This is a genomic window from Ruegeria sp. AD11(2025) (assembly GCF_056542405.1).
On the sequence record NZ_JBQFZU010000003.1, the window covers coordinates 262,834 to 288,491 of the forward strand.

At 54.7% G+C, this 25,658-nt stretch carries 27 protein-coding genes and 1 pseudogene; 13 read left to right on the plus strand and 15 right to left on the minus strand.

Annotation, left to right across the window (positions count from 1 at the left end; genetic code table 11):
- Window positions 1–2: 2 nt before the first annotated feature.
- Together ACR1XY_RS04800 and ACR1XY_RS04805 are read left to right on the plus strand one after the other, a co-directional pair.
- Entirely contained in the window at window positions 3–638 is a 636-nt protein-coding gene (locus ACR1XY_RS04800; protein WP_480590389.1) for a VOC family protein, read from the plus strand.
- Window positions 639–652: 14 nt separating this feature from the next.
- Entirely contained in the window at window positions 653–1,537 is an 885-nt protein-coding gene (locus ACR1XY_RS04805) for an MBL fold metallo-hydrolase (protein WP_480590392.1), read from the plus strand.
- Window positions 1,538–1,634: 97 nt separating this feature from the next.
- On the opposite strand, the gene ACR1XY_RS04810 is transcribed toward ACR1XY_RS04805, so the two are convergent.
- The 3 genes from ACR1XY_RS04810 to ACR1XY_RS04820 all read right to left on the minus strand — a co-directional run bounded on the left by ACR1XY_RS04810 (window position 1,635) and on the right by ACR1XY_RS04820 (window position 4,946).
- Window positions 1,635–2,702 carry an amino acid ABC transporter permease gene (locus ACR1XY_RS04810; RefSeq protein WP_480590394.1) on the minus strand — a complete coding sequence of 356 codons (1,068 nt, stop codon included), beginning with the start codon at window positions 2,700–2,702 and terminating at the stop codon, window positions 1,635–1,637.
- Between the two features lies 1 nt (window position 2,703).
- Entirely contained in the window at window positions 2,704–3,837 is a 1,134-nt protein-coding gene (locus ACR1XY_RS04815; protein ID WP_480590396.1) for an ABC transporter permease subunit, read from the minus strand.
- A 74-nt stretch (window positions 3,838–3,911) separates the two neighbouring features.
- The gene (locus ACR1XY_RS04820; RefSeq protein ID WP_480590398.1) at window positions 3,912–4,946 is read right to left on the minus strand and encodes an amino acid ABC transporter substrate-binding protein; all 1,035 of its coding nucleotides are present in this window, start codon (window positions 4,944–4,946) and stop codon (window positions 3,912–3,914) included.
- A gap of 105 nt (window positions 4,947–5,051) precedes the next feature.
- On the opposite strand from ACR1XY_RS04820, the gene ACR1XY_RS04825 reads away from it, so the two are divergent.
- The 4 genes and pseudogenes from ACR1XY_RS04825 to ACR1XY_RS04840 form a co-directional block, all read left to right on the plus strand.
- Complete coding sequence (locus tag ACR1XY_RS04825; RefSeq protein ID WP_480590401.1) at window positions 5,052–5,327, plus strand: adenylate/guanylate cyclase domain-containing protein; 276 nt, start codon at window positions 5,052–5,054, stop codon at window positions 5,325–5,327.
- Window positions 5,328–5,570: 243 nt separating this feature from the next.
- Window positions 5,571–6,185 (plus strand): GNAT family N-acetyltransferase, encoded by a 615-nt coding sequence (locus ACR1XY_RS04830; protein WP_480590404.1) that lies wholly within the window; start codon window positions 5,571–5,573, stop codon window positions 6,183–6,185.
- Window positions 6,186–6,435: 250 nt separating this feature from the next.
- Window positions 6,436–8,319: an adenylate/guanylate cyclase domain-containing protein gene (locus ACR1XY_RS04835; protein WP_480590407.1), complete on the plus strand. Its 1,884-nt coding sequence runs from the start codon at window positions 6,436–6,438 to the stop codon at window positions 8,317–8,319.
- A gap of 17 nt (window positions 8,320–8,336) precedes the next feature.
- A pseudogene (locus ACR1XY_RS04840) lies at window positions 8,337–8,459 on the plus strand (integrase); the annotation flags it as partial.
- Between the two features lie 205 nt (window positions 8,460–8,664).
- On the opposite strand, the gene ACR1XY_RS04845 reads toward ACR1XY_RS04840, so the two are convergent.
- Window positions 8,665–8,892 carry a hypothetical protein gene (locus ACR1XY_RS04845; protein ID WP_480590409.1) on the minus strand — a complete coding sequence of 76 codons (228 nt, stop codon included), beginning with the start codon at window positions 8,890–8,892 and terminating at the stop codon, window positions 8,665–8,667.
- A gap of 580 nt (window positions 8,893–9,472) precedes the next feature.
- Between ACR1XY_RS04845 and ACR1XY_RS04850 the strand changes: the two genes are divergently transcribed.
- Together ACR1XY_RS04850 and ACR1XY_RS04855 are read left to right on the plus strand one after the other, a co-directional pair.
- Entirely contained in the window at window positions 9,473–9,814 is a 342-nt protein-coding gene (locus tag ACR1XY_RS04850) for an EF-hand domain-containing protein (RefSeq protein ID WP_480590412.1), read from the plus strand.
- Window positions 9,815–9,832: 18 nt separating this feature from the next.
- Window positions 9,833–10,198 (plus strand): SPW repeat domain-containing protein, encoded by a 366-nt coding sequence (locus ACR1XY_RS04855; protein ID WP_480590414.1) that lies wholly within the window; start codon window positions 9,833–9,835, stop codon window positions 10,196–10,198.
- Window positions 10,199–10,245: 47 nt separating this feature from the next.
- Here the strand turns inward: ACR1XY_RS04855 and ACR1XY_RS04860 are convergent, their stop codons facing one another.
- Genes ACR1XY_RS04860 through ACR1XY_RS04875 form a run of 4 tightly spaced genes read right to left on the minus strand, consistent with a single transcriptional unit; the run spans window position 10,246 to window position 12,972 of the window.
- Window positions 10,246–11,280 carry a succinylglutamate desuccinylase/aspartoacylase family protein gene (locus ACR1XY_RS04860; RefSeq protein WP_480590417.1) on the minus strand — a complete coding sequence of 345 codons (1,035 nt, stop codon included), beginning with the start codon at window positions 11,278–11,280 and terminating at the stop codon, window positions 10,246–10,248.
- Window positions 11,281–11,285: 5 nt separating this feature from the next.
- Window positions 11,286–12,191, minus strand: coding sequence for a 30S ribosomal protein S6--L-glutamate ligase (gene rimK / locus ACR1XY_RS04865; protein WP_480590419.1), 906 nt, complete (start codon window positions 12,189–12,191; stop codon window positions 11,286–11,288).
- Window positions 12,188–12,688 carry an ATP-dependent zinc protease family protein gene (locus tag ACR1XY_RS04870; protein ID WP_480590421.1) on the minus strand — a complete coding sequence of 167 codons (501 nt, stop codon included), beginning with the start codon at window positions 12,686–12,688 and terminating at the stop codon, window positions 12,188–12,190. The genes rimK and ACR1XY_RS04870 overlap by 4 nt, the downstream gene beginning before the upstream one ends.
- Window positions 12,689–12,693: 5 nt before the next feature.
- Window positions 12,694–12,972, minus strand: coding sequence for a hypothetical protein (locus ACR1XY_RS04875; RefSeq protein ID WP_480590424.1), 279 nt, complete (start codon window positions 12,970–12,972; stop codon window positions 12,694–12,696).
- Between the two features lie 95 nt (window positions 12,973–13,067).
- On the opposite strand from ACR1XY_RS04875, the gene mgtE reads away from it, so the two are divergent.
- Window positions 13,068–14,432, plus strand: a complete 1,365-nt coding sequence (gene mgtE / locus ACR1XY_RS04880; protein ID WP_480590427.1) for a magnesium transporter — start codon at window positions 13,068–13,070, stop codon at window positions 14,430–14,432.
- Window positions 14,433–14,479: 47 nt separating this feature from the next.
- On the opposite strand, the gene ACR1XY_RS04885 is transcribed toward mgtE, so the two are convergent.
- The 3 genes from ACR1XY_RS04885 to ACR1XY_RS04895 all read right to left on the minus strand — a co-directional run bounded on the left by ACR1XY_RS04885 (window position 14,480) and on the right by ACR1XY_RS04895 (window position 17,158).
- A complete protein-coding gene (locus ACR1XY_RS04885; protein ID WP_480590430.1) occupies window positions 14,480–15,031 on the minus strand; it encodes a 2OG-Fe(II) oxygenase in 552 nt (183 codons plus the stop codon).
- Between the two features lie 569 nt (window positions 15,032–15,600).
- Window positions 15,601–15,870 (minus strand): hypothetical protein, encoded by a 270-nt coding sequence (locus ACR1XY_RS04890; protein WP_480590433.1) that lies wholly within the window; start codon window positions 15,868–15,870, stop codon window positions 15,601–15,603.
- A gap of 424 nt (window positions 15,871–16,294) precedes the next feature.
- A complete protein-coding gene (locus tag ACR1XY_RS04895) occupies window positions 16,295–17,158 on the minus strand; it encodes a LysR family transcriptional regulator (RefSeq protein WP_480590436.1) in 864 nt (287 codons plus the stop codon).
- 260 nt (window positions 17,159–17,418) lie between these two features.
- Here ACR1XY_RS04895 and ACR1XY_RS04900 point away from each other — a divergent pair, with 260 nt between their 5' ends.
- Together ACR1XY_RS04900 and ACR1XY_RS04905 are read left to right on the plus strand one after the other, a co-directional pair.
- Window positions 17,419–17,667, plus strand: a complete 249-nt coding sequence (locus tag ACR1XY_RS04900; RefSeq protein ID WP_480590438.1) for an EF-hand domain-containing protein — start codon at window positions 17,419–17,421, stop codon at window positions 17,665–17,667.
- Window positions 17,668–18,121: 454 nt separating this feature from the next.
- A complete protein-coding gene (locus ACR1XY_RS04905) occupies window positions 18,122–19,231 on the plus strand; it encodes an adenylate/guanylate cyclase domain-containing protein (RefSeq protein ID WP_480590441.1) in 1,110 nt (369 codons plus the stop codon).
- 261 nt (window positions 19,232–19,492) lie between these two features.
- Here ACR1XY_RS04905 and ACR1XY_RS04910 read toward each other — a convergent pair whose 3' ends face one another.
- Window positions 19,493–19,975, minus strand: coding sequence for a hypothetical protein (locus ACR1XY_RS04910; RefSeq protein ID WP_480590444.1), 483 nt, complete (start codon window positions 19,973–19,975; stop codon window positions 19,493–19,495).
- Between the two features lie 78 nt (window positions 19,976–20,053).
- Here ACR1XY_RS04910 and ACR1XY_RS04915 point away from each other — a divergent pair.
- Window positions 20,054–20,811 (plus strand): IS5 family transposase gene (locus ACR1XY_RS04915; RefSeq protein WP_480590447.1). Its coding sequence is split into 2 segments (ribosomal slippage): window positions 20,054–20,375 and window positions 20,375–20,811, totalling 759 coding nucleotides; the frame shifts between segments, so codons are not numbered across the junction.
- Window positions 20,812–21,038: 227 nt separating this feature from the next.
- Here ACR1XY_RS04915 and ACR1XY_RS04920 read toward each other — a convergent pair.
- Window positions 21,039–23,324 carry an adenosylcobalamin-dependent ribonucleoside-diphosphate reductase gene (locus ACR1XY_RS04920; RefSeq protein ID WP_480590449.1) on the minus strand — a complete coding sequence of 762 codons (2,286 nt, stop codon included), beginning with the start codon at window positions 23,322–23,324 and terminating at the stop codon, window positions 21,039–21,041.
- A 129-nt stretch (window positions 23,325–23,453) separates the two neighbouring features.
- On the opposite strand from ACR1XY_RS04920, the gene ACR1XY_RS04925 reads away from it, so the two are divergent.
- Entirely contained in the window at window positions 23,454–23,885 is a 432-nt protein-coding gene (locus ACR1XY_RS04925; protein ID WP_480590452.1) for a DUF1489 family protein, read from the plus strand.
- Here ACR1XY_RS04925 and hisG read toward each other — a convergent pair.
- On the minus strand, window positions 23,882–24,571 hold the full coding sequence (hisG, locus tag ACR1XY_RS04930; protein ID WP_480590455.1) for an ATP phosphoribosyltransferase: 690 nt from the start codon (window positions 24,569–24,571) through the stop codon (window positions 23,882–23,884). The genes ACR1XY_RS04925 and hisG overlap by 4 nt on opposite strands.
- A complete protein-coding gene (locus ACR1XY_RS04935) occupies window positions 24,568–25,656 on the minus strand; it encodes an ATP phosphoribosyltransferase regulatory subunit (RefSeq protein WP_480590458.1) in 1,089 nt (362 codons plus the stop codon). Before ACR1XY_RS04935 ends, hisG begins: the two co-directional genes overlap by 4 nt.
- Window positions 25,657–25,658: the final 2 nt, after the last annotated feature.

Genomic DNA, 25,658 nt, shown 5'->3' on the forward strand with positions numbered 1-25,658 from the left:
GAATGCTCAACAAGATCGACCATTTTGCCATCGGCGCCGACACTCTGGCCCAAGGCGTTGCGGCCATGAAAGACGCGCTGGGTGTCGAGTTGCCTCAAGGATCAAAACACGATGCTATGAGCACGCATAATTGCGTTATGCAGGCGGGTAACGAGAGCTTCTTTGAACTGATCGCAATCGACCCCGAGGCGGCGGATCCGGGCCGGGTACGGTGGTTCACTCTGGATGATCCCCGCACGCAAGACCGCCTGAGCGCCCGCCCGCGGGCGCTCTGCTGGGTGGTGAACACCGATGATCTGGATGCCGTCATCGCCGCAAGCCCGGTTGACCTGGGCGAAGTTGTCAATTTTCAGCGTGGTGATCGGACCTGGCGTCTGACCGTGCCGAAAGACGGCCACCTGCCCGAAGGCGGTCTGCTGCCGGCTTTCATCGAATGGTCTCCGGGTCCGCACCCTTCCACAGGTCAGCAGAACCTTGGGGTGACGCTGTCGAAAGTTCAGGTTCAAACACCGGATGCTGCACGCATAAAGGACGTGTTTGAAAAACTGGGGATCTCGCATCTGGCTGAGATTTGCGAAGGTCCCACTGCGCTTTCATTTGTTCTGGAAAGCCCAAACGGGACAGTTACGCTCGACTAACAAAGAGGTGTCCCATGTCGATCCCATCGGTCAACCTGACACAAAAGCCAGACGTCACCGGTTTCTTTGATCCGGGATCGAACACAATCACCTACGTGGTGCGCGACCCAAACTCGACGTCCTGCGCGATTGTCGACCCTGTGATGGAGTTCGACCTTGCAGCGGGCCGTCTGACATTTGAAAGCGGTGACCAAATCATCGCATATGTCCGCAAAAAAAATCTTACGCTTGAGTGGATCATCGAAACACATGTTCATGCCGACCACCTGTCAGCGGCGCCTTACCTTCAGCGGGAGTTGGGTGGTAAAATTGGCATCGGCGAACATGTCCAGACGGTTCAGGATACGTTCGGAAAAATCTTTAACGAAGGGACGGAGTTTCAGCGGGATGGCTCGCAGTTTGATGCCCTCTTTGGCGACGGCGAAGCATATCAACTGGGCAGCCTGTCCTGCTTTGCGCTTCACACACCCGGTCACACACCGGCCTGCATGGTCCATGTCATCGGTGACGCCGTTTTTGTTGGAGACACGTTGTTCATGCCGGACGGCGGATCCGCACGCGCCGACTTCCCGGGCGGCGATGCAGGGCAGCTTTACGATTCCATTCAGCGGGTTCTTTCACTCCCCGACGAGGTGAGGCTTTTTATCTGCCACGACTATGGCCCTGGAGGGCGCGCGATTGCGTGGGAAACCACCATTGGTGAGCAGAAGGCCAAGAACATCCATGTTGGCGGTGGGAAATCACGCGAGGAATTCATCAAATTCCGCACGGAACGCGACGCGCAACTGGCCGTTCCAAAACTCATTCTTCCATCGCTGCAAGTAAACATGCGCGCTGGTGAGATTCCCGAAGACGACCAAGGGAACATGATGCTTAGAACCCCTATCAACAAGCTTTGACCAATATCCCGCCTAAACAAGAGTTCACAAATGAGCCGCCCATCTGAAATCAGATGAGCGGCTTCTGGTGCAGTTACGGTTATGGAAGACGGGGAGGTTACCGCTCTGCAACTTTCATGCGGCGCTTTAGATATTCTCCATACTGACCAAGGCCGAACAGAAAGACCCAGTAGATCGCCGCCACAAAGGCCAGCACTTCGATGTAATATGGGGCCCATTCGCCCGTCCCGAAGGCCGCATTGGCAGAGGCGAGCACATCAAAGAACCCGATGATGATCACGATCGCGGTTTCCTTGAAGGTCACGACAACGTTGTTGACCGTCGCGGGCAAGGCATGACGGAACACCTGTGGCAGAACGATGCGTGCCAGGATCTGCCAGTAGGTCAAACCCAGCGCTTTGCCAGCCTCGAACTGGCCTTTTGGGATAGCCTGAAACCCGCCGCGTAAAACCTCAGCCTGATAACAAGCAAAAAACAAACCAAACGCTATGATCACGCGCCAGATCTTATCTCCTTCCAGCCAACTTGGCAGTAGGATCGGGATCACAACGGCGGCGGTGAACAGCGTTGTCAGCAGCGGCAAAGACCGGATCATATCGATCACCAGCGAGGCAAAGCCGCGCACGACGGGCATCTCTGACCGACGCATCAACGCAAGACCAAGCCCCATCGGCATCCCGATTAGAACTACGCTTGAGAACAGGAACAATGTCAGCGCCAGACCGCCCCACTGATCCGTGGTAACCTTCGGCAAGCCCAGCAGACTGCCCTCCATCAGCAGGTAGTAGATGGCGAAACCCACTATCCAAATGGTAGACAGGCGCTTGGCTGTCCAGGTCCATGGAAAGCACGAGATGATAACCGTGCCGACAATCGACAAACAAGCTAACGCTGAGCGCCAGTGTTCATCATACGGATAAAGACCAAACAGGATCAGCCGATGCCGGGCGTCGATAACGGACCAACATGCTCCGCCATGGCCACATTCCTCGACATTGTCTGCGCTCCACACCGCGTGGAAGACACCCCAGCTGAGCGCTTGCCAGACCAGCCAAGCGAGGCCCGCAAAGACAACAACTGTGATGACGGAATCCGTCGGCGTGGCGAACGAACGGCGGCGGAATTTCTCCCAGTCGAATTTATTGGTAAGTACCGCGTCAGCCATATCAATGCGCCTTCAGTTTGAGGCTTTCGTTCAGCCAGTTGATGAACTGAGCAATCGAGAAATTGACCAGCAGGAACGCGCCCATGAGAATGGCGATCAGTTCCAGTGTCTGCCCGGACTGCGTGATTGAGGTAGAGACGATGTAGAACAGGTCAGAGAACCCGATGGCGACACCAATGGTTGTGGCTTTCATGATGAAAATCCACTGGTTGCCAAGCGGCGGAATGATCGTCCGCAGCGCCATGGGCATCTTGATCCGCGCCCAGATCGCACGTTGGGTCAGCCCCAGCGCCTCACCAGCCTCGATCAGACCCTTTGGCACTTCGGCAAGGCCACCGCGTACAACCTCGGCGATGTAGGCCGAACCATACAGCGTGATGGCTATGATCATGACCAGCAGTTCTGGTGAGATCGTCAGGCCGCCCTCAAACCGCAGACCCTTGAGCGCAGGCCAGGAGATTGCCCCCTCACCCGCCGGAACTGTCAAGCCGGTTGCGACCAGAACCATGAAAAAGCCCAGGCCGATCAGCGCCAGCAGGATCTTGGCAAGGCTGATCTTCATCCGCGACAGAAAGAATGCCGCAGCGATCAGAACCAATACCATGACAAGAGCGACGGTCAGAGATACGTTCAGCAGCGGGATCATCAACCCCCGATTGGACAGGAAAATCGCTTCGCCCAGGTTCATCGCCTGCCTTGGTCCCGGCAGGTGGATCACAACGGCGTACCAGAAGATGCCCTGCAGGATCAGCGGAATGTTCCGGAAGGTTTGGATATAGACCGTTGCAGCGGTTTTCAGCGCCGGGTTCCGCGCGTCTCGGAACGTCCCGATGAGAAACCCAAAGACAGTGGAAAGCACAATCGTCAGAAAGCCCAAGAAAACAGTGTTCAGGAACCCGATCGTCAGGGTCCGGGCATAGCTGTCATTGATATCCCGGTCGATCAGCGAGAAAGAGTAAGACCAGCCTGTAGACCGTTCAAGGAACCCAAAGCCGCTGGCCAGACCCAGCGCATTCAGATTGACCTTGGCACTTTGGATGGCGCTAATCACAACTAGCACAGTAAACACGATCAGTGCGCTTTGGATGATCAATTTGCGCCTGTTGGCGCGCGCCTTCAGTTCGGATGCGTCCATGGCTTTTAATCTTCTGATTTTAGGGGAGAATGCGGGGCCGCAATGTCACGCGGCCCCCGTGTCTAAGTTAGCTCTTAGTCAAGCTGCGGGGCGTACAGAACACCGCCGTGGCTCCAGAGGTTATTCAGACCGCGTTCCAGCTTGTATGGGCTGTTGTCACCAAGGTTGCGGTGATAAATCTCGCCATAGTTGCCTACGACTGCGATCATCTCTTTGGCCCATGTATCACGGATCCCCAGACGCTCGCCCATGCCTGGCTCCGCACCCAACAGCCGAGCGATCTTCGGGTTCGGCGGGTTTGCTGCCATTTCTTCGACATTCTCCGATGTAATGCCTTCTTCTTCGGCGATCAGCAGAGCGGCCAGCATCCAGTTGGTAAAGTCGACAAAGTCCTCGTCGCCCTGACGCATCGCGGCTGAGATCGGTTCATTCGAAAGTTGATCGTTTAAGATCACGTGCGCATCTGGATTTTCAATCTCGGTGGCGCGCAGGACGGCCAGGAACGGACCCCAGGCGACGAAGCTATCGCATCTGTTGGCCAGATAAGCCGCGCGTAGTTCCGATGCTTTTTCGTAGCTCACCATCGTGTGCTCTACGCCAAGGCTCTCAAGGTAGTTAGCAGCGATGCGCTCGATGGTGGTTCCGGCTTCAACGCAGATTGTGCCGCCTTCCAATTCTTTCGCTTCGGTGATCCCCAGATCGCCATGCGCCATGAATTGTGCGCCACCAAAGAAGTAGGGGATCGAGAACTGCAGACCCAGTTCGGTGTCACGGCCCATGGTCCAGCCGGTGGCCTTGATGATGATGTCCACATCGCCCGATTGCAGGGCCGGGAAACGCTGCGCCCAGCTAAGCGGAACAATCTGTGCCTTGTCCGGATCACCCAGCAAGGCGGTGGTCATCGCTCGGCAAAGGTCAATGTCCAAGCCTTTCCACTCATTTTTGTCATTCACTTCGACAAAACCAAAATATGAGCCGTTGTGACCTGAGCAAAGCATTTTGCCACGCTCTTGGATTGCTTTGATGGTCGGGCTTTCCGCAAGTGCCAAACTTGGGAAAGCGAACCCTGCGGCAACAGCTATACTTGCCACTATACCTTTGACATGCATTTTTCTTCACTCCACTGTTGTTCTGTATTTCAGCACATATGTATTGATATAGAGAATGTACAACTTGTCGCAACGAGTCAACAGTCTCGACTGTGGAACCCTCCATTGGGGTCACAGAGCAGAGAATTTGGTACCGGGATCTCCTACAGCTATGCCACGGTCGGTATCGTCGGCTCCGAAAGTCGTTTCGACTACACTGCCTCCGGAACATCGATCAACACAGCTGCTCGTCTCTGCGACATGGCGGATAACAATGAGATTCTTATTTCTCTTCGAACCTGGGCCGCATTTGAGGGTGCGCTTGAAGCTGAAAGCCGGGGCGAGGAAAAGAACAAGCGCATTAGGGAGCCGGTCGAAGTCTTTGCAGAGGCCGCCGGTTAGTTATTGCGGTGAAAAGATCTAGAATTTCTCGCTATCGGAGTGTCAGGTATAGGCTTGATGAGGCAGGTCACAGCCAAATCCGACAGCCACAAGGAAAACTCGCTATTCTGGATAGCGGACGAACTTGCCGTTCGACGACGCATAGGCCCGCTTGTTTAACCAACACAAAAAATCACTTGGAAACTCGCGCTCGTTTGAACCATGCTTGGACGGATAACGATCTACCGAGAGGTCCTCTTAGCTATGGAGTTGTCAATTCTCGCAGCAAAGGCCAGTCATCCGCCCGGTCCTGTCGCTGATCTTATCTGGACCGTCGACCCACCCCTCATGCAGTTCCTTTTTGGAAACGAGGAGCGCTGGAAACGAATCTTCGCATATGATTGGTCGGAAATGGAAGGCATTGTTTGCCACAAGCAGACCACGCTTGCGATGCAGGGTGACGAAGTTCTCGGGGTCCTCGTCTCCCATACACTTGATGAGTTTGATGAGCACTTTGTCCAGACCCGAGCGCGGCAAGGACGGAACGAAAGCCCCGAGTTCCGAAATCACCTTGACCACGCATTCGACCTCATGGAACAGCTATTTCCACCCGGATTGGACGGGTCCTATTTCGTGTTCGATCTGGCTGTTTCTTCAAAATCTCGACGCATGGGAATCGGCCGGCGACTGATTGATGTTGCTAAGGCAAAGGCTCAGGACGCCGGTTGCAAACGAATTTGCCTTGACGTTGCGGCGGATAATGACGCCGTTCAGTTTTACGAGAATATCGGAATGCGGATTGCCGTGGAAACTCGCGTGCCAGAACTCGACAAAAACCATGGGGTTGGTACACACTACCACATGGTTCTACCAGTGTAGCTGACATGCGTTTTTCGTCGGCTCTGGGCTCACTCCCTACGTTCACTGCAAATCGTGTTACCGGCTGTTCGCAGCCCCAAGCAGACTGTCAAAACCGTGCTTTGCGGTTCCAGCAAAGCGCACCAAAGCTACCGCTCTCGACCAATATTAAATTGGTTTCTTTCGTTGACGAGATGTGGCGGTTCACCTCGTATCTGGATTAGGTTTGACTTTTTGGCTAGCCTGTTGGCTAAGCTAGGGAGGTTAGGTATTGGAACGACGCCTCACGGCAATAATTGCTGCCGACGTTGTGGGCTACAGCCGCCTCATTCGGGAAAATGAAGCAGGTACTCTGGCGTCCATAAAGGCACATCGCGAAGATCTGATAGAACCTATCGTAGCAGCCCGAAACGGGCGCATCGTCAAATTGATGGGCGATGGTCTGCTAATCGAATTTGCCAGCGCCGTTGAAGCAGTACAATGCGCGATAGAGTTTCAACATTACGTCGAACTGAAAAATAAGGACGTTCTGGAAAACAACCAGATACACTACCGAATTGGAATCAACGTTGGCGACGTCGTCGTGGAATACGATGACATTTACGGGGATGGTGTAAACGTTGCTTCGCGACTGGAAGGTCTGGCTGTGCCTGATGGCATCTATATGGCGGCAAGCGTATTTGATCAGGTAAAGGACAAACTGGACCTCAACATTGAAGACCTTGGGTTGCATGAGGTCAAAAACATCGAAGAACCTATACGTGTTTTCAGCCTGTTGCTTGATGACAAAGCAAAGGCACTCGTTTCCACTATACCCCGACCCGAGACGCCGACACGTCGCTCATGGTTAGTAGCTGTTCTGGTCGCGGTTGCAGTTGCGGTCGGGGGGATGGTCTTGTGGCAAACTTGGATTGCTTCGAACCAATCATCCGACACGACCGGTCCAACCGGCGTCCCACTAGCTGGCAAACCGTCTATCGCCGTACTGGCGTTCGACAATTTGAACAGCGATCCGGAACATGATTACCTCAGCGACAGCTTCAGCGAAAACATCATCACTGCGCTCTCCCGATTTGTCGACTTCTTCGTAATCTCGCGCAATTCGACGTTTACCTACAAGGATCAACCGGTAAAGGTACAACAGGTGGCCGAAGAGCTGGGCGTTCGCTACATTGTCGAGGGCAGTGTTCAAATTTCCGGCGACAAGTTGCGTGTCACAGCGCAATTGACTGACGCAACAAACGGCAAACATCTTTGGGCAGAAAGCTACGACCGCAGTCTTGAGGACATTTTTGCTGTACAAGACGATGTTACGCGAACCATCGCCCTGACTCTCAACGAGAACATCGATCTGGCGGAGTATGACCGGTTGGAACACCAACCAACTGACAACCTGAATGCATACGAACTTTTTAAGCGCGCGCAGGAACAATCATTCACCTTCACGAAAGAAGGCAACATTCTTGCGATGGAGCTGAGCAAGAAGGCAATCGAACTGGATCCGAATTTCGCAAGTGCATACATCGAACTCGCTTGGGCCCATAACTTCGGCTACCGTTGGGGGTGGACTGAAATCACATCGCGTGAAGAATCTTTGGCGCTCGCGTTTGAAATGGCCAGAAAAGCGATAAAACTGGAGCCGTTCAATTTCAAAGCTCATCAGGTTTTGGCGAATGTTACAGTGCAAAGTGGCGATCTTGAGAAGGCCGCATCACTTTATGAGAAGGCGATATCCCTAAACCCGAACTCTGCTCAGGTACTTGCCGACTCTATTGATCCTTTGATCTACAGCGGAAGGGCAGATGAAGCCGTTGATCGGATGAAGGCTGCAATACGCCTCAATCCTCATCATCCAGATTGGTATCTGTGGAATCTGGGTTGGGCTCAGTACTTCGCGGAGGACTACGAAGGAGCGCTCGCTTCGATCGAGAAGATGAACGGGGTCCCGGATCGCCTCAGGCGTACTCTTGCTCCGATCTTGCTGCGGTTGGGGCGGGATGACGAGGCCCGCACCATGATGGGCGAGTTTCTAGTAGACAATCCCGACTACGATATTGAAGAAGCGGGAGCTGCTCCGTTCACCGACAAAGAGTTCCACAACCGTTGGTTAGACGATTTGCGAAAATTGGGAGTTCCGGAAAACGCGTCTCAATGATCTTGGATTTTCCGCGGCAAACTGGCAATTTGCGGGCAATACAGCTGCTAAATGGACACTCCAAGATGGATAGTACAGTTCGCTATTTAGGCGTGGGTATAGAAGAAGCACTCGCCATCGCGGAGGCTACTGAGGTGTAATTATTAGGTCGCTTCCCAGAGGCCTTTTTCGCCGATTGAACCAAGCGACCAGAACAAACAGCCCGTAGCGGGCCTTCACCACCAAGCTTTGCAGCTTCCGAGATGCGCAACAAACCTGTCACTAACAGACCGACAAGAGTTTGAAGGTTGGGTCGTTTGCGGACACTCACTTTGCCTGCATACTGCAGTCATACTCTTCGGAAGTTCAGGCACCTTCTTTCGAAGAATCGGACTTCATGAAGTCTTCTTTCATCATGTGCGCTTTCACGGCTAGTAGGCCGATGGCTTTCAATCCGATGATTGCTGCATAGATCGAGGTTGCGGAGGCAAGGGCATCCAAATCCCATCCCACCGGTATCGCAGTGACTCCAAGGTACTCAGGTAATGTTGCAAGTGCCGGTATCGTCCAAAACCCGGTCAACGCATGTTGCACCAGCGCTATCCAAAACCCGGCACAGTATCACCAGATTGAACCCGAATGATTGCACCATGTGTATTTTTCGGTCGCAGTAATTTCGTCAGAGCGGTCATTTAGGCCAAACCATCTTAACTGTTCCGAAACGGATTATTCGCTGACTAGCTCCAGAACTTGAAGGCTGAAGAACTTAATCATTGTTTGGTGCGCTATTTCGAGTGACCGCTTGGCTGGAGCTTTTGATCTGCCGGATTTGGCGCGCGCAAAGGTGTATTCGTGTCTGCGAAAGCAGCCAACCCTAAGCAATTCATAGAAGGGTGCCGCCCAATCGTCATCAGAACGGATTCTAGATTGCCGAAACCCGCTCGCACTTCTTGGATCGCAGGTGGAGCTTGGCCACCGTATCGAGGCTAGTTTGGACAGCCCTTTGCACCTAAAACTTCCTATTCGATTTTCCGATACTATCCACGAAAAAAATTCGATATTCAGCATGAAGTGATTGTGCCATATTCCCCACGTAGCGCGAAAGTGCCCCACCAGATCGGAACGCCAATCAAAATTTCTCATTTTGTAGTGGAGATCTCGATCTGAGGAACTGTTGCAACCTGAAACCCGTAGAAATGCCACCGACACCCAAGCGCTACACCAACCCCACTATGGGCTGAACACCCATTTTCTGATGGAGAACAAAATGAGTCGAGTTTCTGCTGTTGCTCTGCTCTCATCCCTGTTTGCCCTTCCGGCATTCGCCATGCCTGCTGATCTTGACATGGACGGTGACGGCCTAGCATCGCTGGCGGAGCTTCAGACGAAGTACCCTGAAGTCTCGGAAGATCTTTTCCTGGAGATCGACGCAAACGCCGATGGTTTCGTCAATGACGACGAATTGACTGCCGCTGTTGATGCAGAACTTCTCCCTGGTCCCGCAGGGGATCAGTAAGCAAAAGTCGTCACGGCTATGAGGAAGCCCATCCCGCCCCAGAAATGGCTGCTTGCCGCGATGGGTATCTGGTTGGTTCTTTCCCCATTTGTCCTGTTCCGTGAGGAAGCTCTTTTACAGGGCATGGCTGAACTTGAAGCGCTCGCCTTCATGGCCATTGGCATTAGTGTCCTGGTCATGTCCGGCGCTGACGGCCGGAGCCACCTTCTCGCACGGGTGGCTCCGGTTTCGGCACTGGGGATTTCTCTGATCGCCGCACCTGCGGCGCTGAACTTCACCGGCCACATTGTGGCAACGGCCAACGCTTGGCTAACAGGATCGGCGCTGATCGCGCTCGCCGTATGGGAGGTAATGGCGAGCCGCGGATTACGTGCAATCTCGTAAAATGGCGCGGGGCGGGCAACTGCCCCGCGCTCTCACAATCAGGCCACCTAAATGATCTCATCTTCATCAAACATTGGATCACCATCGAGCTGATTGGCGATCATGTCGACCCGCATTTCAACATCTGCGCTCGTCGTTTTGGCGATATGAAACAAGGCGTCGCCCTCATGCACAAATGGCAAGTTGGTGCGGCCCACAATGATGCCGTCAGACTCTCCAAGAACATCCATTCTGATTTCACCAAACGGGTCCGAGATCCGGCCAAGCAAGTCGCCGACCTTCACATATTCGCCCGCTGCCTTGAACGTTCTTAGCAATCCACCGGCGGGTGCGCGTACCCAGGAACTCGTCCGTGCGTGAACCGGCGCCTCACGTACGGCAGCGATGCCGCGCTTGGCGACCATGCCCATCGCGTTCATAACCCGAAGGATACCAACGAGACCCGCACGTGCCGAGAGTTCGTCGAAACGCAGCCCTTCACCACCTTCGAACAGCAACACATCGACGCCCCGCTCTTGGGCCGCCTTTCGCAGTGACCCGTCGCGCAGCTTGGAAATCATGACGACCGGTGCACCGAACGCATCGGCGTATCTGATCGTCACATCCGAGGCTGGCGAAACTCGAATTTGAGGCAGGTTTGTGCGGTGGATCGCGGCAGAATGAAGATCGATACCGAGATCGGAACGCTCAACAATTTCGGTCATGAAGATATGTGCGAGGCGGCCCGCCAATGATCCGCCCTCGCTACCGGGAAACGACCGGTTCAGATCGCGCCTGTCCGGAAGGTATCTCGATTGGGTCATGAAGCCGAACGCGTTTACGATGGGCACAACCAGCAAAGTGCCTGCGACCTTGTCCAGCTGCGGTGCCCGTAGCAGCCGCCGTGCGATTTCGACACCAATCACCTCATCGCCATGAATTGCCGCGCTGACAAACAGGACTGGTCCTGGGCGGCGGCCATGAACCACATGCACTGACATGCTCACCGGGGTATGATCGGACATCACGCTCACCGGCAGGTCCAGCGTAGCCCGCGTACCTGCCGGGACGCTGAAGCCCCCGATTTCAAATGGCTCGCGCATGGCCGTTACCCGCGCCCTCTGGTCTTGGTGTTTCCCTTGGCGGCGTTCTTTTCCAGAAACTCGATGATCTTGCCGGCAACATCGATGCCAGTTGCCTTTTCAACTCCCTCCAGACCGGGTGAGGAGTTCACCTCCATGACCACGGCACCATGATTGGCTCGCAACATGTCCACGCCGCAAACATTGAGCCCCATCGTCTTGGCCGCGCGCACAGCGGTAGAGCGTTCCTCGGGTGAGATCTTGATGGGTTGGGCACTTCCACCCCGGTGTAGATTGGATCGGAACTCTCCTTCTGCCCCTTTCCGCTGCATCGCTGCAATCACGCGCCCACCAACCACGAGCGCACGAATATCCGCGCCGCCCGCTTCCTTGATGAACTCCTGCACCATGATGTTAACTTTCGCGCCGCGAAATGCCTCGACCACGGATTTTGCCGACCGGTTTGAGTCGGCAAGAACCACCCCAATACCCTGTGTGCCCTCCAACAGCTTGACCACCAGTGGCGCGTCGCCCGCAAGTTTGAGGACTTCACCGGTTTGCTTCGGGTCATGGGCGAAGGTGGTAACAGGCAGGCCAATGCCGTCCCGCGCCATGAGCTGCATTGAACGCAGCTTGTCGCGCGATCTGCCAATCGCCACTGACTCGTTGAGCGGGAAGACCCCCATGATTTCGAATTGCCGCAGCACGGCCAATCCATAAAAAGTGACCGATGCTCCGATCCGGGGGATCACAGCGTCATAACGCCCAAGCTTCTTACCATCGTAATAGACCTCAGGTCGGCGTGAAGCGATGTTCATATAGCAGCGCAGAGTGTTCACGATATCCAGCTCGTGTCCGCGCTGCTCTGCGGCTTCTTTCAGACGACGGTGCGAATAAAGGCCCGGGTTCCGGGCCAGCATGACAAATTTCATTGGCGTTGTCCCTCCGGGTCCCTGCTTCTTGCTTTCTTTTTTTTCCCTGTTGGAGCTTTTCCGGAACCCAGCAGATAGGAGTGACCCGGATCGACAAGAATCCCCCGCCTGCGAATAGCGGTGCGGCCAAGGATCAGATCAAATTCCATCTTCGCACGGTTGGCCAGAGAGACGTCGATCTGCCAGCGATGCCGCCCGAGCAAAAGCTGCGTTCTCACAATCAGTCGACGTTCGGGGACACCTCCGGTGTTCTTAATCTCGCGTTCGTCGACAACCCTGGTTCGAACCCGGTTTGGCGAACGGCGGTTTTGGACTGGTATCATGAACTCGACCCATCGCTCGCCGTCAATCTCGAACACTGACTGATCCACAGCATGGAGCGCTGCGGTTCTCGCGCCCGTGTCTATCTTGGCCGGTATATTCTCTATTCCAAAGTCGGGCAGGCTGATGCGTTCACGCCAACCTATGATCTCTGGGTGTGCGGCACGCTTCACCATGGCATCTACTCTGTGCATTCATCGTTGGCACGCCTGTAGTTCACAAACGAATTGGCGCTCATAACAACATAAAACGTGTCCATATCGATTAACACGTACCCAAGTTCAAAGAGCGCGACTGACAATCCGCGGATGTCCGTTTCGTATAAACGTCTACGCCCTGCGATCCGACGCACGAGCTTGTCCGGGATTCGATAACGTCCATTTGCCTTACCGCCAAAGTCCTGATCGTAAAGTTCCGCCAAGCGTTCAGCGGTCATAGATATCCAGTCATTTTCACGCATGACTTCCCCTATATTGGCAAGAATTATTTGTCTATAGGCAAAAAAAATCTGTTATAAGCCTGGCATTGACCAGAATCCCCACCAAAGAAATGAATATGAGCGACACAGACACTTTCCCAAGGGAACTGGAAATGCAGTTGCAGCAGGCTTTGTCAGAGCGTGACGGGGCTGAACTTGCAAACCTGCTTGATCCTCTTCCATTGAGCGATGCATTGCGTGAGTTACTCAATCTGCCGGTAGAACAGCGGAGCGTCGCATTGTCGTTGCTGCCACCGGAGCTGGCTGCCGAACTTGTCGAAGAAGCGCCGAACGCGCTGGCAGTCGATCTTGTTGAGCGCATGGAGTCGGAGCAGGCCGCAGAGGTTATCGAAGAACTGGATTCGGATGTTCAGGCTGATGTCATTGGAGAACTTGAGGACGCGGACGCGGAAGCGATCCTTACTCGGATGGATCCCGAAGACGCCGCAGATGTTCGTCGTTTGGTGGAGTACGAGGACGATGTCGCGGGCGGCCTTATGGTTGCTGAAGCCTTCACTTTTTCCGAAACCGACACAGTTGGAAAGGTGTTGCGGCGGTTCGCAAACGAAGAATATGACCTTGAACGTTATCGGGGTCAGCATCCTTACGTATTGAATTCGAAAGGCGCACCTATTGGTGTCGTTTCTTTACGCAGTCTTGTATCCACGCGTCGAAGCGCGCGTCTAACTGAGATCATGGTGCCTCCACTAACCGTCCAGGCCAACATGCCGCTGGAGAAACTGGAAGACCTGTTCGATGAAAACCCGTTTCTTGGATTGCCGGTCGTCGAGGCAGACGGGCATCTGGTGGGTGTCGTCTCCAGGTCTGCCGTCGATGAAGCTCTGCTGAAACGCGCGGAGTCGTCCAGCCTGAAACGTCAGGGTGTCTTCGGCGATGAACTTCGGTCGATGCCCCTGCCACTTCGGGCGCGGCGGCGCCTACAATGGCTCTCGGCCAATATCGTTCTAAACGTGATCGCCGCCAGTGTGATCGCCGCCTACGAACAAACCCTCGCTGCTGTGATCGCGCTCGCCGTGTTCCTGCCGATGGTATCCGACATGAGCGGCTGCTCGGGCAATCAGGCGGTCGCCGTCAGCATGCGCGAACTGTCCCTCGGCCTTGCCCGTCCGATTGATGCCATGCGGGTCTGGATCAAGGAAGTGTCGGTCGGATTGATCAACGGGTTCGTTCTTGGGCTTCTGATCGGCGTCGTTGCCTGGATGTGGAAAGGCAATCCGTTTCTGGGTTTGGTGATCGGCGGGGCGCTTGGGCTCAATACCATCGTCGCTGTATCAATCGGTGGTGTCCTGCCCTTGTTGTTGAAGCGCATCGGCCAGGACCCCGCGGTGGCCAGCGGCCCTTTGCTGACGACTATCACCGACATGGCAGGGTTCTTCCTTGTTCTGAGCCTCGCGACGGCAATGATGCCGCTTTTGATCTGATGAACTCATTATGGGCCCGGATTAATGCCAGTCTACGGCTGACATCATCACCGAAACACCGGGCCATGCGCCCAGACCGTCAACGAGTGTCGCTCACCATGTTCTACTGGTGTCACCTGATGGAGCAGGAAACTCGGGAAAATGGTCGCGCAGCCTTGGTATCGGCTAGCGGTTACCGCATAAGCGCCCGGCATAATCTCCAGATCGCCACCGTCGTACATCCCAGGTTTGCTGAGTTGAACGACCAGCGACAACTTTCTTTTTCGAGCGGCTGGCCCGTCCCCTATATCGGAATGCCACGCAAAATGACCTCCATCTGACGCTTTGTAGCATGCAACCTGTGGGCTTTCAGCAAATTCGCGCAGATCAAAGCCGAACTTGTCGGTATTGGAGCGACGGACCACATCAATCAGTCGTGCCATCACCCAACCAGTGCCGCTGACGTCATCTAGCCAGGTCACCTCTGCCCTGCGCAGATTGTGATCCTTGTTCTGCCCGACCAGCAATGCCTCGTTCGTCGGGGCTGTTTTTGATGCAGCAACAATCTGCTCACATTCCCGCGTGGTAAATACACCGGGAATCGAATGAACTTCCAACATTCTGTACACCATTTTTGTTTGGTGCTGAATTTTGCCAAAACGCGCTGATGGTGCTGCGCTGTTTTCGACCTGAGAGGTCTAAAGCGACGTAAAACTTTACGTAATCTCAATTGTTTTCAATCGATCATGGGCAGGAATTCATGCTCGACGTTCACGGGGCCGAAGCTGTAGTGCGTTGTAGCGATACCCCGGTTCGACAAAGGTGAAACAATAACAAAACACCTGCAATCGCCTTTGATCAGCGGGACACCGGTATCATTTCGTCTACTGATCTATACGGGTACATTTTTTCGTGGCCGGGTGATCTCGAAGGCTGCCTTTGGTTCTGGGCCTGGCATCTTTGATGAACCAGGACAGAAATTCAGACACCAGCACGGTTGCATCCTTCGAATAGGAGACCGGTTGGAGGAAGTCACTGAGCGCTGAAAGAAGAACCCTGCCTGGTGATGAACTGACAAGGCATTTTTCACTCATTGTGCTGTTCATTTCCTGACACTGACTGATCCAGGAATATGGGAATCAAGTCGGCTTTAGCTGAATCATCCTATCTTCACGCTTTATGCTTCCAGTCATCCTCCTCTAATTCGGCGCCTGTGCCCGCGCCAAGGAAATTCGCCGGTTGCTTCCCATTCGTAGTCGTTCGGGCGCAAGCGCCGTTCCCGGTTTTCTTTTTCCAGATCGAATTCGGACGGATCCCATATCTCGGCGGCATCATCCCAATCCTGCCGGGTTTTCAGATCCTGCGTTTTTTCTGCCGGGTCCTTCACAATTCCGAACCGGTCTGACGTTATGAACCGCCTTATGTGCTTAGTAACGTGATTGATCCAACGCGTTTCCATTGATACCTCCTTTCCCTCCAATTCACAGATTTGGCCGTTCTCTTTGTGATTTTAGGTGATCGGAACTCCTTTTCGGAGTGCAAAACCTTATGATTTTTTCTCAACCGTGCTATCGAAAATTGGAATAGGTACTTATTTTCAAAATGTTATATCTTCGAGGTTCAAGCGCCGAGAATTGGCAGATTTTTTTCCCGTCTTATACTTTTCAGGTCCTGGTTGACGGTCGTGGAGAGAGAAATGCGCTTGAGAACGTCTTTTGGTTGGAGGTACTGGGCCATCTTGGGCGGTGTTTTGGTGGCTGGGATAACCGCAGTTCTAGTTTTCGAGTCAGTCCACAATCAGCCCGCAGCGACCGATATGTTAGAGGCCTCTGAAAACTAATATTTCGCCTTCTAAATGATCACCTGCGAAAGCGTCTCACATCTCAGGCCGTGACGGGAAATTGTTTTTTTGCGAAGGCACCCAAAAGCTGTGCGGCTTTGTAGGGTAGGTTTTCGGGGTCATCATCTGCAATAACGGCATAGGCGGCATAAGCAAACCGCGGAGCATCCTCAATCACCCTCAACCAACCGGTTTCCACTTCCCGCGACACAATCCGCCAAGGGAAATACCCGGCGGCCGGTCGAGTTCTCAGGAAATTCAGGCCAAGCGTGCCGATTCCGAGCTGCAACATCGGCGTCGGAATGTCTGGAAAGTTCAACAGGTGATCTGCACGGAATTCTGACCCCCAGTCGATCAGAACATAGTTGTCTTCAAATGGGTTTCGCGAGATATCCAGATCGCTGCTAACGAGTACAAAATCATCCTCAAACAGCTGAAGGGCCGTCAACCCGACCGTATTCCGTGGATCATACATCACAGCTAAGTCCAGCGCGCCCGCAGTGGTTTGGCCTAACAGTGATTCAGTGGAAACTGTTGATCCGTGAATCGCCACATTAGGGAACGCCCGCATCATCTCCGGAATTAAGTCAATCAGGAACCCATCCCACAGACTGGGCACGGCACCTATTTCCAAAGCAGCTCCAACAGTATCCGGCAGGGCGGCGTCAATTCGAGCCTGTGTCCAACACCTGACAAGTGCTTGCGCATGTTTGTGAAAACGGTGCCCGGCCGGAGTAAGGGTGGCGCCAGATTTTCCACGTTCGAACACTGGCCTCCCAAGCTGTTGCTCCAGTGATCGAATTCGCATGCTTACTGTTGATTGTGTGACATAGACCTTGTTGGCAGCCTCCAAAAAACTGCCCGTTTCAACAATCGCCAGAAATGTTCGTGCGAGTTCAATGTCCATGGCTTATCTATTCATTTTTCCAATATTTTGCATGAAGTAAATTCGCTTTTCAACTAAAACAGCATGTGGCAAATTCGGCTGGTAGCATGAAACTGCTGATGCTGTCCCGATTGCGACCCCAGGGTATCAGAGTCCCCCAATCTCGAAGCGAGTGTCGAAGAAAGACTCCCGGTAGTGCAAAGCATCTTTCATGCTACACGAACTGCCTCACTTAGTCGGGAGCGCTTGGCCTGTGTTCCCGACCCATTCAAGGGAATACTATGTTCAAACTGGTGCTTGGCGCATTTCTGGGACAGTTCTGCGCTATCTCAGTCGTAGCAATGCCTGCTGCACTGGATGTGGACGGTGACGGATTGGCGTCACTAGATGAACTGGCGGCTTTCTATCCCGATTTCACGGAACAGTTGTTCGCCGAAATCGATACAAACGATGACGGTTTCGTGACGGATGAAGAACTGCTGACTGCCATTGGCGTCGGTCTCGTCTCGTTTCCTGAAAACAACTTTTGAGCACAGGCGCTCGCCCGCACCGCGTTAGTAGTCAATCTGACCGGAACTTTTTATGCGGGCAGCTATCGCAGCTGGTTAGCAGACAAGCTGTGTAGATTGAGGCAATGTGCTTCCGGTCGTTTCAAGGCTTCCCCATTTTCGACACTCGTTTTTTGAGCATCACGATGCGGCTCTCTCTTTGGCTAACGTCCGAATTCTCGCAACTTAAGTCCCGAATACGAAACAACTAGTGCCAGTATGGGTCAACGACTTAATTTCTCTAGGCCGTTTCACCCTAGCGCTTCACGCTTCTGTAAGCGGGTCAGCGCGTTTAGAAACAAGTTGGAATTATCCAGCTCAAAATAGAGCCAAGGTTCTTTGATCATCTTGCCCAAGCAACTAGTTTGAGAAAATGGCCTCCGTAGCACAACTGACCGACTGGATGATTACCGAAGGACGCCGCTCAGGCGACCCCGTGAAAGTAGTTTCTCATTTCTGCTCGTCATTAATTGAGGAAGGTGTTCCGCTTTGGCGGGTCAATATCGGTCAGCGATTCGCCAATCCTTTACTCATAGCATGGGGGGTCGTTTGGACCCCTGACGGAACCGACAGCTACGACGTAACTCATGAAACTATGTTGACGGAAGGGTATGTTGGCAGCTCATTTGAGTACATTTTGGAACACAGAAAACCTCTGCACAAAAGTCTGCGACAACTGGATCCAAAGACTGAGCATTCTTCGTATCTTGAATTCGCTGAGTTGGGTGGCACAGATTACTATGCGACTCTGATGTATTATGGCGATGGATCCTTGCACGGCTGCACGTTTGTCACGCTAGAACCAGAAGGCTTCTTACCACGGCATCTGGAGTTGATTGAAGCAGCACTGCCTGCTCTGTCTTCCGCTTTGGAACCTGTCACGATGCGCAAGTCAGCCAAAGGTCTACTACGAACATATCTTGGCGATGGACCCTCCGATGCCGTGTGGAACGGGCGGATCAAGCGAGGCGAAAGAACGACCCTTGAAGCAGTCGTCATGTTTTCTGATTTGCGAGGTTTCACGGCACTTTCTGAAGTCGCAACCGAGGCAGATGTTTTTGACGCGTTGAGCGGGTACTTTGATCTGGTTGTTCAGTCTGTGGAAGATAACGGTGGCGATGTTCTCAAGTTCATGGGTGACGGAATTCTGTCGATCTTCACCATCGCAACTCAGGCTGATCACGCCGACCGATGCCGAAAGGCTGCGCAAGCCGCACAAAGTGTATTGGCCGGTTTGACGACGCTCAACCGTCGCCGCGTTGAGGCCCATAAGCCGTCATTGGATGTTGGGATCGGGATCAATGTTGGGCAAGTCAGCTATGGCAACGTCGGCAGTCCTGGAAGACTTGATTTCACGGTTCTCGGGGGCGCAGTGAACGTTGCCAGTCGAATAGAGGGTCTAACCAAATCTATTGGCCACAGAGTGCTGGCGACATCAGCGATTGCTGGTGAGTCACCTGATCTGTTTTTGCCTTGTGGGTTTCACGAAGTTCGTGGCCTTGCTCGCCCTATCGAATTGTTTTCTCTCATCGAAGGAGAGCTTTGATTCAGTGCTGAATTAATTTTGGCTGCATCGCAAAAACAGGAACCGAATATTGGGCGCCAAGTGTCAAATGGCAGGTTTGTCCGCTTATCAGGATTTGCAAAGTTTAGTTGGGTATTTCCGCTTAGGGCTGCGACCTGCCAATCATGTTTGCTCCGAAGATCGGCAAGTCGAGAACATTTGACTATGTAAAATTACACGATTGCCCCAATCTGGTATAATCGTGACGGTTACTCACTTCTCTTGTTGGTCATTTGACGTGCGTCAACCATTTGGCGGAACGTCATCAAACAGAGCTGAACGTACGCCTTCTTGCAATTCAGCTGTACAGCTATCGGTAAAAACGTCCACCTGAGAGCGCAGCTTCCAGCACTCAGCGTCTACTAGAGATACCTCTGCAGGCAAACGTTCACGAACGCATTGTGAAGAACGCCCTATGAGCTTCCAAAAACTGTCTCCAAACCACATGTATCCTGCAGCAACTTCTACATAATTTTGGCAGAGCCGGTAGCGGCCAGGATTTTGGCTGGTATCGACTATCTGTTGCTCAAGTGGGAATGGCAAACCGTTGGATTTCATGGGCAAGCCCTCCATCGACAGACCGAGCGCCTTAAAGTCAAGTGGACCACAAATATTCTGATAGTACTGATAGTTTTCATCAACTAAATGCGCCTGCGTGAAATTTTGATCGTCCGCTAGTGTTGATGAGATTAATTCGTCGCAAAACTCAGGGGTTAAGACTGCCAAGCTAGGTTCTGGACCCATTAAATTGGTTGCCGTCAACTCGGCTGCCTGATTCAACCCCTTGAGTTTCAGGGGTGTATCATGAGCAATCTATTTTGGCTGACCGACGAGCAGATTTCGCGGCTTCGGCCTTACTTTCCAAAGAGCCATGGCAGGCCGAGGGTTGATGATCGTCGTGTACTGAGCGGGATTATTTTCATCAACCGCAATGGGTTACGTTGGTCCGATGCGCCACGTGAATATGGGCCGCCAAAGACGCTATACAATCGCTGGAAACGATGGAGCGATATGGGTGTATTCGCTCGGATCATGACCGGGCTGGCTGCTGAAGGCCCGGATCACAAGACCATCATGATTGACGCAACATACCTCAAAGCACACAGCACGGCTTCCAGCCTGCGGTTAAAAAAGGGGGGCGCGGCAGGCTGATCGGTAGAACCAAAAGCGGCATGAATACGAAACTGCACGCTGTTACTGACAGTGTCGGGCGCCCCATCCGCTTCTTCATATCCGCGGGCCAGGTCAGCGATTACACGGGCGCCAAGGCTCTGGTGAACAGTCTGCCATCGGCTGACTGGCTGCTGGGAGATCGAGGTTATGACGCAGACTGGTTCCGCGAAGCCTTTAATGACAGGGGAATTAGGCCCTGCATCCCAGGTCGAAAGTCACGCGACAAGCCTGTCCGGTATGACAAGCGTCGCTACAAACGCCGCAACCGCATTGAGATCATGTTCGCTCGCCTGAAGGACTGGCGGCGGATTGCCACCCGATATGACCGATGCCCAAAAGTATTCCTCTCAGCTATCGCTCTCGCTGCTACAGTCCTATTCTGGCTGTAAATCAATGAGTCTGGAGCCTAAGCTTGTTGCCATCAATTCTCGTAAGACTTCTGCGTACACTCCCAATCTCGCAAAAAACAAAGCGCCGTTGATCAACGATCCGGCGCCTTGTTTCCCTATAAATCCTTAGATTTGCGAGTTGTGGGCGCTAATGACCTTGTTTATGGGCGCCAAAACCGCCGAAATGGGTTCGTATTGCCTGGCGGTTCAAGCATTTACATAAAGCATTATCCATCACATTTGGAATGGCCGCAACTACGGCAGGTCATGCAGCCTTCGATCATCACCATGTCGAACTGGCCGCAAGATGGGCACGCCTTGCCACGGGGGGCATCCATGTTGACCACCTGCGCCTGAGGATCAGATTTCAGCCCCATCCCTTCGCCCTCGAGGAAATCGATATTAATCAGGTGTTGTTCAATCACGCCGCCAATAGCCGCCAGGATCGAGGGGATGTACTTCCCCTTCACCCAGGCACCGCCGCGCGGATCAAAAACGGCCTTCAGTTCTTCGACCACAAAGGACACATCCCCACCCCGACGAAATACGGCCGAGATCATGCGGGTCAGCGCCAGCGTCCAGGCGTAATGCTCCATGTTCTTCGAGTTGATGAACACCTCGAACGGACGGCGACGACCGCCGATTACAATATCGTTGATGGTCAGGTAGATCGCGTGCTCGCTATCGGGCCATTTCAGCTTGTAAGTCGATCCTTCCAGCGACTGCGGGCGGTCCAGCGGCTCGGACATATAGACGACTTCGCCACCGTCAACTTCATGCGGCGCCGCCACGCTTTCACCCGGCGCGGTGTCAGCACTTTCAGATACAGTCAGAACCGATCCCGTCACGTCATTGGGGCGATAAGTGGTGCAGCCTTTGCAGCCCTGGTCCCAGGCCTGCATGTAGACATCCTTGAAGGCGTCAAAGCTGATATCCTCGGGACAGTTGATCGTCTTCGAGATAGAGCTGTCGATCCATTTCTGCGCCGCCGCCTGCATCTTCACGTGATCCGACGGAGACAGCGTCTGCGCGTTGACGAAATAGTCCGGCAGGTCCTTGTCGCCAAACTTGTCGCGCCACATTTGCACAGCGTAGTCCACGACTTCCTCTTCGGTACGAGAACCATCTTTCTGCAGTACCTTGCGGGTGTAGGCATAGGCAAAGACCGGCTCGATACCCGAGGACACGTTGCCGGCATACAGCGAAATTGTGCCAGTCGGCGCGATCGAAGTCAGCAGAGCGTTGCGGATACCATGCTCGCGGATTGCATCACGCACGTCCTCGTCCATCTGCTGCATGGTGCCACTGGCCAGATATTTCTCGGCATCAAACAGAGGGAATGCGCCTTTCTCCTTCGCCAAGTCCACCGACGCCAGATACGCGGCGCGGGCGATCGCTTTCAGCCAGCGCTCGGTCTGACGCGCCGCCTCGTCGGACCCATAGCGCAGGCCCAGCATCAGAAGTGCATCCGCCAGACCGGTCACACCCAACCCGATCCGGCGTTTGGCCTGCGCCTCGGCGGCCTGTTCCGGCAGCGGGAATTTCGACGCGTCCACCACGTTGTCCATCATGCGAACGGCGGTGGCGACCAGTTCCTGCAGCGCCGCCTCGTCCAGATGAGCGGCGTCCCCAAACGGCTCGGTCACGAGGCGAGCCAAGTTGATCGAGCCCAGCAGGCACGCACCATAGGGCGGCAAGGGTTGCTCACCGCAGGGGTTTGTCGCCGCGATGGTCTCGACATAGCTCAGGTTATTGGCCTGATTGATGCGGTCGATGAAGATCACACCCGGCTCGGCATAGTCGTATGTGGCTTGCATGATCTTGTTCCACAGATCACGGGCCTGAACGGTGTGATAGACCTTGTCACCAAACACCAGCTCCCACGGGCCATCAGCCTTGACCGCCTCCATGAACGGATCGGTCACCAGCACCGACATATTGAACATGCGCAGACGTGCCGGGTCAGACTTGGCGGTGATGAATTGTTCGATATCCGGGTGATCGCAACGCATGGTCGCCATCATCGCCCCGCGACGCGAACCTGCGGACATGATCGTCCGGCACATCGCATCCCATACGTCCATAAAGCTCAGCGGCCCCGAAGCATCAGCCGCTACCCCGTGCACATCCGCCCCGCGCGGTCGGATGGTCGAGAAATCGTAACCGATCCCCCCACCCTGCTGCATCGTCAGCGCGGCCTCTTTCAGCATGTCGAAAATGCCACCCATGCTGTCCGGCACCGTGCCCATGACAAAGCAGTTGAAAAGCGTCACTTGCCGCGCGGTACCTGCGCCTGCGGTGATGCGACCAGCGGGCAGGTATTTAAAATCTTCCAGCGCCGCAAAGAACTTTTCTTCCCAATGGGCCGGGTCATTCTCGACCCGCGCCAGATCGCGGGCGATGCGCCGCCAGCTGTCCTCGACCGTCTGGTCGATGGGCGTGCCATCCGCCTTTTTGAAGCGGTATTTCATATCCCAGATCTGCTCGGCGATGGGGGCGGCAAAGCGGCTCATTGGCGATTCCCTGTGTTAGAAGAGGGATACAGACTACCCCAATTCACACCCCAACCACAACACCTTGATAGCAGCGAAGACCAAGCTACAATATAAAGATGAACCTTGGGGCGACTCTGTGGGAAAGCTGTGGATAAGTACGTAAACCTCATAAAACTTTCGGTCGGATCAGAGAGCGTCGACTCGCTGATCGCGTGGCAAGACAGCCGCAGGCCGCTTTTTGAGGACGGCTGCCCGCGCCACGTCACCCGCATGTGGCCCAAGCGCGAGGCCGAGATTCTGAACGGTGGATCAATCTATTGGGTCATCAAGGGCGTGATCCAGTGCCGCCAACGCATCCTGCGGTTGGATGAGGTGCGCGGCGAAGACGGCATCCGCCGCTGCGCCATCGTGCTGAGCCCCGAGGTCCACCGCACCCAGAACGCCCTGAAACGCCCTTTCCAGGGCTGGCGTTATCTGAAACCCGAGGACACTCCCGCCGATCTGCCCAAAGGACGCGAGCAGGACGACGCCCTGCCCGATGATCTCAACCGCGCGTTGGCGGAAATTGGCGTGCTTTAACCCAACCGATCCAGCAACTCGGTCAGTACCGCCTTCTCTTCTGCATCGCATTTCGCCACCCGGCTGCGCCACAGCGTCGCCTGTGATTGCAGGATCAGCCCGTCCGACAGGATTTTCAGGTGGTTAGCCCGCAGCGTTTCCCCCGTCGAAGTAATATCGGCAATCGCTTCGGCGGTTTCGTTCTTTACTGTGCCTTCGGTTGCACCCTGACTGTCAACCAAAGTGTAGTCGGCCACGCCTGCATCAGTCAGGAACTCGCGCACCAGCCGGTGGTACTTGGTGGCAATCCTCAGCCGGTGGCCGTGGGTCTTCCGAAACGCCGCCGCTACCGCATCCAGATCGTCCAGCGTGTCCACATCCACCCAGCAGGCAGGCGTGGCGATGATCAGGTCAGCATTGCCAAACCCAAGCGGTGAGATATCTTCGACCTGCTGTTCCCAACGCGGCAGTTTCTCATGCACGAGGTCAGTCCCGGTGACACCCAAGTGAATGCGCCCCGCGGCCAGTTCGCGCGGGATTTCCCCGGCGGACAACAGGACCAGCGAAACGCCACCGATCCCTTCGACCTTTCCCGCATATTCTCGGTCCGATCCGCTGCGCGACAGGATGATGTCGCGCTTTTCGAACCAACCGAAGGTCTTCTCCATCAACCGGCCCTTGGAGGGTACACCAAGTTTCAGCCTCATTGCGCGCCCTCCTCAATCTCCAGCATCAGGTCGGGGCGAATGACGCCGCCTACAGCGGGGATTTCGGTGCCGTTGCCCAGTTGCCGGGTCAGCGCGTCATAGCGCCCGCCGGTGGCAATCGGCGGTAGATCGGGGCGGCCCTCGGCGTAAAAACCAAAAACGAACCCGTCGTAATATTCCATCGAAGTCCGGCCATAGGCGGCCTCGAAATCCAGTCGATCCACATCGACACCGCGCGCTTGCAGAGACGCTATCCGAGCTTCGAGCTGGTCCAATGCAGGGGTAATCTGCGGCAGGTCCACCGCCACGTCGCGCAGTTGTTCCAACGCGAAGGGCATGGTCTCGCGCACGTTCAACAGCGTTTCCAACCCGGCCAGTTCGCTATCGGAAATCGGCGGCGTATCACGATCCTCGCGCAGAGCTTCGATCCGCGCCTCAACCTCGGACGCGCGGCGCTTGCCGATCATGGGAATGTCGTTGTCCAACGGGTTTTCCGCGCTCAACAGAGCGTCACGCCCCTCCGGGCCGGGTTTGCGTCCGGCGAAGCGATCCAGCAGAACCCGAAACCGGCGTGGACGCCACAGATGCCGCATCAGCGCCGCTTTGCGACGGTCGGTCGTGCGCAGGCCCTGAACAGCCGCGGTCAGGATACCGATATCCCCGGTCGCCGCGCGCAGGGGCAGGCCGCGCAGTTGCAGGGCGAACAGTGAAAACACCTCGGCATCGGCACCCGAGGGGTCATCGCGGTCGAACACCTCATAGCCGACCTGAATGTACTCGTTCGACCGATCCGGATCGTGCTCCTGACGGCGGAACACCTCACCGGAATAGGTGTAGCGCGCGGGTTCTGCGCCCTCGCTCATGTGCATTTGCACCACCGGCATGGTGAAGTCGGGGCGCAGCATCTGCTCGCCCCGAAGCGCGTCAGAGGTCACATAGGCGCGCGCGCGAATATCTTCGCCGTAGAGGTCCAGCAATGTTTCGGCCGGTTGCAGCAGCGGTGGATCGACGACCTGCGCACCTGCAGCCTCGAACCGGACGCGCATCATCGCGGCGCGGGCTTGTATCTGGGAACGATTGGGCATGG

Excerpts from the sequence above, each read along its gene's own strand:
- ACR1XY_RS04800 (WP_480590389.1), top strand. The coding sequence starts at position 3 with ATGCTCAACAAGATCGACCATTTTGCCATCGGCGCCGACACTCTGGCC.
- ACR1XY_RS04805 (WP_480590392.1), top strand. The coding sequence starts at position 653 with ATGTCGATCCCATCGGTCAACCTGACACAAAAGCCAGACGTCACCGGT.
- ACR1XY_RS04810 (WP_480590394.1), bottom strand. The coding sequence starts at position 2,702 with ATGGCTGACGCGGTACTTACCAATAAATTCGACTGGGAGAAATTCCGC.
- ACR1XY_RS04815 (WP_480590396.1), bottom strand. The coding sequence starts at position 3,837 with ATGGACGCATCCGAACTGAAGGCGCGCGCCAACAGGCGCAAATTGATC.
- ACR1XY_RS04820 (WP_480590398.1), bottom strand. The coding sequence starts at position 4,946 with ATGCATGTCAAAGGTATAGTGGCAAGTATAGCTGTTGCCGCAGGGTTC.
- ACR1XY_RS04830 (WP_480590404.1), top strand. The coding sequence starts at position 5,571 with ATGGAGTTGTCAATTCTCGCAGCAAAGGCCAGTCATCCGCCCGGTCCT.
- ACR1XY_RS04855 (WP_480590414.1), top strand. The coding sequence starts at position 9,833 with ATGAGGAAGCCCATCCCGCCCCAGAAATGGCTGCTTGCCGCGATGGGT.
- ACR1XY_RS04860 (WP_480590417.1), bottom strand. The coding sequence starts at position 11,280 with ATGCGCGAGCCATTTGAAATCGGGGGCTTCAGCGTCCCGGCAGGTACG.
- rimK (WP_480590419.1), bottom strand. The coding sequence starts at position 12,191 with ATGAAATTTGTCATGCTGGCCCGGAACCCGGGCCTTTATTCGCACCGT.
- ACR1XY_RS04870 (WP_480590421.1), bottom strand. The coding sequence starts at position 12,688 with ATGGTGAAGCGTGCCGCACACCCAGAGATCATAGGTTGGCGTGAACGC.
- ACR1XY_RS04875 (WP_480590424.1), bottom strand. The coding sequence starts at position 12,972 with ATGCGTGAAAATGACTGGATATCTATGACCGCTGAACGCTTGGCGGAA.
- mgtE (WP_480590427.1), top strand. The coding sequence starts at position 13,068 with ATGAGCGACACAGACACTTTCCCAAGGGAACTGGAAATGCAGTTGCAG.
- ACR1XY_RS04885 (WP_480590430.1), bottom strand. The coding sequence starts at position 15,031 with ATGTTGGAAGTTCATTCGATTCCCGGTGTATTTACCACGCGGGAATGT.
- ACR1XY_RS04890 (WP_480590433.1), bottom strand. The coding sequence starts at position 15,870 with ATGGAAACGCGTTGGATCAATCACGTTACTAAGCACATAAGGCGGTTC.
- ACR1XY_RS04895 (WP_480590436.1), bottom strand. The coding sequence starts at position 17,158 with ATGGACATTGAACTCGCACGAACATTTCTGGCGATTGTTGAAACGGGC.
- ACR1XY_RS04900 (WP_480590438.1), top strand. The coding sequence starts at position 17,419 with ATGTTCAAACTGGTGCTTGGCGCATTTCTGGGACAGTTCTGCGCTATC.
- ACR1XY_RS04920 (WP_480590449.1), bottom strand. The coding sequence starts at position 23,324 with ATGAGCCGCTTTGCCGCCCCCATCGCCGAGCAGATCTGGGATATGAAA.
- hisG (WP_480590455.1), bottom strand. The coding sequence starts at position 24,571 with ATGAGGCTGAAACTTGGTGTACCCTCCAAGGGCCGGTTGATGGAGAAG.
- ACR1XY_RS04935 (WP_480590458.1), bottom strand. The coding sequence starts at position 25,656 with ATGCCCAATCGTTCCCAGATACAAGCCCGCGCCGCGATGATGCGCGTC.